The organism is Arthrobacter sp. 2YAF22_2 (assembly GCF_052114645.1).
Classification (GTDB): Bacteria; Actinomycetota; Actinomycetes; order Actinomycetales; family Micrococcaceae; genus Arthrobacter.
The window spans coordinates 1-4,693 of the sequence record NZ_JBFRFD010000297.1; the positions used below are offsets into that span (position 1 = coordinate 1).

Annotated in this window: 5 protein-coding genes; 1 reads left to right on the forward strand and 4 read right to left on the reverse strand. The window is 69.8% G+C overall.

Annotation, left to right across the window (positions count from 1 at the left end):
* Positions 1-406, reverse strand: a 406-nt coding sequence (locus tag AB4Y86_RS12495; RefSeq protein WP_441402543.1) for a sigma-70 family RNA polymerase sigma factor, incomplete at its 3' end; no start/stop codon positions are given.
* Positions 407-630: 224 nt separating this feature from the next.
* On the opposite strand from AB4Y86_RS12495, the gene flgN reads away from it, so the two are divergent.
* On the forward strand, positions 631-1,146 hold the full coding sequence (flgN, locus tag AB4Y86_RS12500; RefSeq protein ID WP_441402544.1) for a flagellar export chaperone FlgN: 516 nt from the start codon (positions 631-633) through the stop codon (positions 1,144-1,146).
* Positions 1,147-1,202: 56 nt separating this feature from the next.
* On the opposite strand, the gene AB4Y86_RS12505 is transcribed toward flgN, so the two are convergent.
* From AB4Y86_RS12505 to AB4Y86_RS12515, 3 genes are read right to left on the reverse strand one after another with little or no spacing between them, the layout of a single operon-like run.
* On the reverse strand, positions 1,203-1,463 hold the full coding sequence (locus AB4Y86_RS12505; RefSeq protein WP_441402545.1) for a carbon storage regulator: 261 nt from the start codon (positions 1,461-1,463) through the stop codon (positions 1,203-1,205).
* A 9-nt stretch (positions 1,464-1,472) separates the two neighbouring features.
* Entirely contained in the window at positions 1,473-2,594 is a 1,122-nt protein-coding gene (locus AB4Y86_RS12510; protein ID WP_441402546.1) for a hypothetical protein, read from the reverse strand.
* A complete protein-coding gene (locus AB4Y86_RS12515) occupies positions 2,572-4,620 on the reverse strand; it encodes a flagellar biosynthesis protein FlhA (protein ID WP_441402547.1) in 2,049 nt (682 codons plus the stop codon). The genes AB4Y86_RS12510 and AB4Y86_RS12515 overlap by 23 nt, the downstream gene beginning before the upstream one ends.
* Between the last annotated feature and the right edge of the window lie 73 nt (positions 4,621-4,693).

The following is a 4,693-nucleotide window of genomic DNA, read 5'->3' on the forward strand; positions in this document are numbered from 1 at the left end:
GCGTCAGCGTGCGGGACGCGTCCGCGAGGGCCGCTTCCACGACGCTTTGCTGCACGCCCAGCGCTGAGGCAATCTCGTCGACGGACGGCGTGCGTCCGAGTGCCGCCGCCAGGGTTTCCTGGACCGACATGGTTTCTTTGATCCGGCGGCGGGCCGAGCGCGTGGCCCAGTCGCTGGCCCGCATCTCGTCCGCGAAGGCACCCAGGATACGACGGCGGGCGAACGCGCCGAAGGGCACGCCGAGGTCCGGGTCGAAGGAGTCGGCCGATGTGATCAGGGCTACGGCGCCAGCCGACGCCAGGTCATCGCGCGAGAGGTGGGACGCCTTCGAGCATAAGTCTGAGACGAGATAGCCCACCAGCGGCAGGTGCTGAGTGACCATCTCGTTGCGTTCCACGCGATTCAATAGTGTGTCCCCCCATGAGACCGGATCAGGAGYCAAAAACCCTGAGAGCCGCACCCGCCAGTGGTCCTGCACTCCCCCCATGGGAGGCGGTGTTCCAGGCTCGGGCGCAGCACCCAGAACGAAACCTATCACCTGATTCTGGATCTGCGTGTACCCTCAGGGAAAAGCTTGGCGGAAAATGCGGAAAGCCGCATTCTGGGCCGGCCGGCAAGGGAATGGGGCCCATGGGTGCAGGGGATCTTTCGGCGGCGTTGTGGCAGGAGCGGCGTCAGTTGGAACTGCTCTTGTTCAGGCTTGAAACCCAGCGCCTGCACGTGGCCGCCGGCAACACCCACTGGTTGACTTTTACCGCGTCCGAAGTGGAGGCCGTGCTGGACCGCCTGGGCTTCGAAGCGCTGGCCCGGAACGTCGAGTCGGCGGCCGTCGCGGGCGCATGGGGCCTGCCGGCGCAGGCGACCCTGGTTGAACTGATTGCCGCTGCCCCGGCTGGTCCCTGGGCCGCCATCTTGCAGGAGCACCTCGATGGGCTGCGCGATTTGCTGGCTCGGCTGGGCCAGGCCGCCCGGGCCAACGACCAACTGCTCCGCAGCCTGGAAGTTCCTGCCGGGCCAAGTGATCCGGCCGGACTCGTTGACCATCTGGCGGCTGCGGGAAACATCGAACGGGCCCTGGCCATCACGCGCCGGGCCACCCAGCCGCTGATGGCCCAGTACCTCGGCGACGACGCGAATCCCCGCTAGGCCGGCGGTCGACCCCGACGGCGCCGCGACGCCGTCGATCGTGTCCGCGTTTGCGTTCAGTCGCTGGAGCGGACGGCAGCCGGCGGCAGCAGCCCGCGCAGCGCATCTTCGGTGCCGGTTCCGGCGTCGGCACCGGCTTCAGCTGCCGCGAGATTCGCCGCCGCGATCGCCTCGATGACTTCCCGCCGCTGGATCGTGACGCCGCGGGGCGCCTCGATGCCGATCCGGACACCGTCTCCGCGGCCTTCCAGAACAGTGATGACGATGCCGTCGCCGATCATGATCTGTTCGCCCGGCTTGCGTGTGAGTACCAGCATCCCCTCAATCTACCCTTCGCGTCCGGTCTCGGCGGCCCACGGCAACGGCCTGGTCGCCGCCCGGGCGTCGATCCAGCCCACCGGCAGCCCGAGGGCCTCCACGGTTTCGGGGCTGGCGGTGTCCGCCGCGCCGACGACCGCCACCGCGGCGACTTCGAGCCGCGCCCGCAGCAGGCTGACCCAGCGGGCCGTGTCCTCTTGCTTGCGTCCGGCGTCCACGACAGCCCAAACCTGGTCCGGCGCGAGGGCCGCGATCGCCTGGAGCCGTGCCAGGGTGTTGCGGGCCTTGCCCAGGCCGAAGGCCGCCACCACCGTTTGTTCCGTTTCCACGGCGTGGGCGCGGGCCGCCGTTGCGCTTTGGCGACCGTCCAGGTGCAGGTGCCCGTACGCACTCAACTGTCCCGCCGTGCGCACGTCCGCGCCGCCGGCGGCGGTGGACATGGCCAGGGCTGTGTCCAGCGCGTCGTCACCGAGACCTACCAGCACCACCAGGTCCCCGTTGCCGCTCAGCGGGACAGGAAGTCTCTGGGGTACCGGCGCGCCAGTCCGCGGAATCGGCGACGACGGGACGGGCCCCAGGGCGGAGCCAGCGCCTGGAACCCCGGGGCCAAGCTGGGCCGGCTGAACCGCGGGGCCGGGCTGAGCCGGCACGGCCGGCTGGGCCGCGGGGGTCCGGAGGCCGGAGCCGAGCTGGTCCAGTATTTCCGCGAAGCCCGGCGACTCGGTGGAGAGGCCGGCGTTTCCCGACCGGTGCAGGGTCAGCTCGGCGGCGTCGGCCTCGGCCAGCAGTGCTGCAATGGCGTCGCCCTGCAGTTGGTGGCCGGGCGCGTCGGCGATCCTTTGCTTGGCCGCCGCCGGCGTGGCCGTGCCGGCAGGGGCGGCGTCCGACGGTTCCACGACCTCGCCCTCGGCGAGGATGTCCGCGTCCGGGACCACCTCGCCGGTGACGACGTCGTGCTTGGGCTGGAGTTCGATGATGGCCTCGTAGCGGTTCGCGGCAAAGAGCCCGGCGATGCCGGGGCTGCTGACCCGCTCGGCGGACACGATGCGGGCCGCCGGACCGTACTGGAGTTCTGCCTTACTGCGGATTTCTTCCAGCGAGGCTCCCTTAAGCCGATAGCGGTTCGGCATGGCGCACGACTCCTACAGTTTCGATCCGGACATTGGCGGAGGTGACTTCGCGGTAGGACAACACCGGCACGGAACCGGGTTGCGCTCCCAGGAGCCGGTGGATGGCCGGACGCAGCGCCGGGGCGCAGACCAGGACGGCCTGCCGGTTGGCAGCCGCCGCGGCGTCGACCGCGTTGCCCACCGAGCGGAGGACGGCGTCGAGCCGGTCCTGGCCCATTACGATCTGGCTGCCGCCCTCGGCCGGCCGCATGTCCTCCAGCATGGTTTGCTCCAGCAGCGGGTCGATCATGATCACGTTGAGCACGGGCCCCTCCATGAATTTCGCGGTCAGCGCCGGCCCCAGCGCCTGGCGAGCCGCCTCCACGAGCGACTCGGGATCCGTGGAAACCTTGGCCCGGAGGGTGAGCGCCTCGTAGATGCGGGCCAGGTCATTGATCGGGACCTGTTCATCCAGCAGGCCCTGCAGGACCCGCTGCAGTTCGGCCAGCGAGAGCAGGGCCGGGGTGAGTTCCTCGACGGCGGACGGGCTCTGGCTGCGGACGCCCTCGGTCAGGACCCGGACGTCCTCGCGGGACAGCAGCCGGGCCGCGTTGGCGGTGACGATCGAGGACAGGTGCGTCACCAGGACCGAGACCCGGTCAATCACGGTAGCGCCGGTCATCTCGGCGTTGTGGCGCATCTCGGCCGGAACCCATTTACCCGCCAGGCCAAAGACCGGCTCGATCATCGCGACGCCGGGCAGCGAGTCCAGCGAGTCACCCAGGGCCAGCATCTGCCCTGCCGGGGCGGTCCCGCGGCCGGACTCCACCCCCGCGATCCGGATGGCGTAGGTGGCCGGCGGCAGGTCCACGCTGTCCCGGGTGCGGACCGGCGGGATGACCAGGCCCAGTTCCATGGCAATCTTGTGCCGCAGGGACCGGACCCGGGCCAGCAGGTCGTCGGAGGCGCCCGAGACCATGTCGACGAGGTCGGGGGCCAACAGGATCTCCACCGGGTGGATCCGCATGTCTTCGAGCAGCTTCTCGTTCGGGTCCCGCTCCGGGGCGTTGAGGGCGGCGGTCTCGGCGTCGGCGGCTTGTTCGGCCTGCCGCTGGCTGGCGGCGGTGCGGCGCGAGGCCAGGACCAGGCCGGCTCCCACCAGGATGAACGGCAGTGGCGGCATGCCGGGGATCAGGGCCATCGCCATGGCGGCGACGCCGGCGATCATCAGCGCGTTGGGCGACTGCAGCAGCTGGGTGGAGGCGGTCCGGCCCATGTCGGCCTCGGCGTTGGACCGGGTCACGATCATGCCGGTGGAGACGGCCATCAGCAGCGCGGGGATCTGGGTGACCAGGCCGTCGCCCATGGTCAGCAGGCCGTAGGTGCCGAGGGCGTCGCCGATCTGCTGGCCGCGCTGCAGCATGCCGATGGCGATGCCGCCGATGAAGTTGATGATGATGATGATGATGCCGGCGATCGCGTCGCCCTTGACGAACTTGGAGGCACCGTCCATGGCGCCGTAGAAGTCCGCCTCCGCGGAGACCTCGGCGCGGCGGACCCGGGCCTGGGTGTCCGTGATCAGGCCGCCGTTGAGGTCGGCGTCGATCGCCATCTGCTTGCCGGGCATGGCGTCGAGGGTGAAGCGCGCCCCCACCTCGGCGACACGCTCGGCACCCTTGGTGACCACGACGAACTGGATGACCACCAGGATCAGGAAGACGACGGCGCCGATGATCATCGAGCCGCCCACGGTGACCTTGCCGAACGCCTCGATCACCTGGCCGGCATAGCCGTTGCCCAGGACCAGCCGGGTGGACGCGACGTTCAGGCCCAGCCGGAACAGCGTGGCCACGAGCAGCAGCGACGGGAACACCGAGAAGTCCAGCGGCTTCTTCACGAACATGCTGGTCAGCAGCACCAGCAGTGCCAGCAGGATGTTGCAGACGATCAGGAAGTCCAGCAGAGGGGCCGGGACGGGAACCACCAGCAGCAGGACGATGCCCACGATGCCGATCGGGACCGCCAGCCGTGCGAGCCTGTTGTTCATGACCCGTTCCTTTCACTGACAACGGCGGGACGAAGAAGATTCATGGTGTGGCTCCCGCCATCCGGTGCAGCCC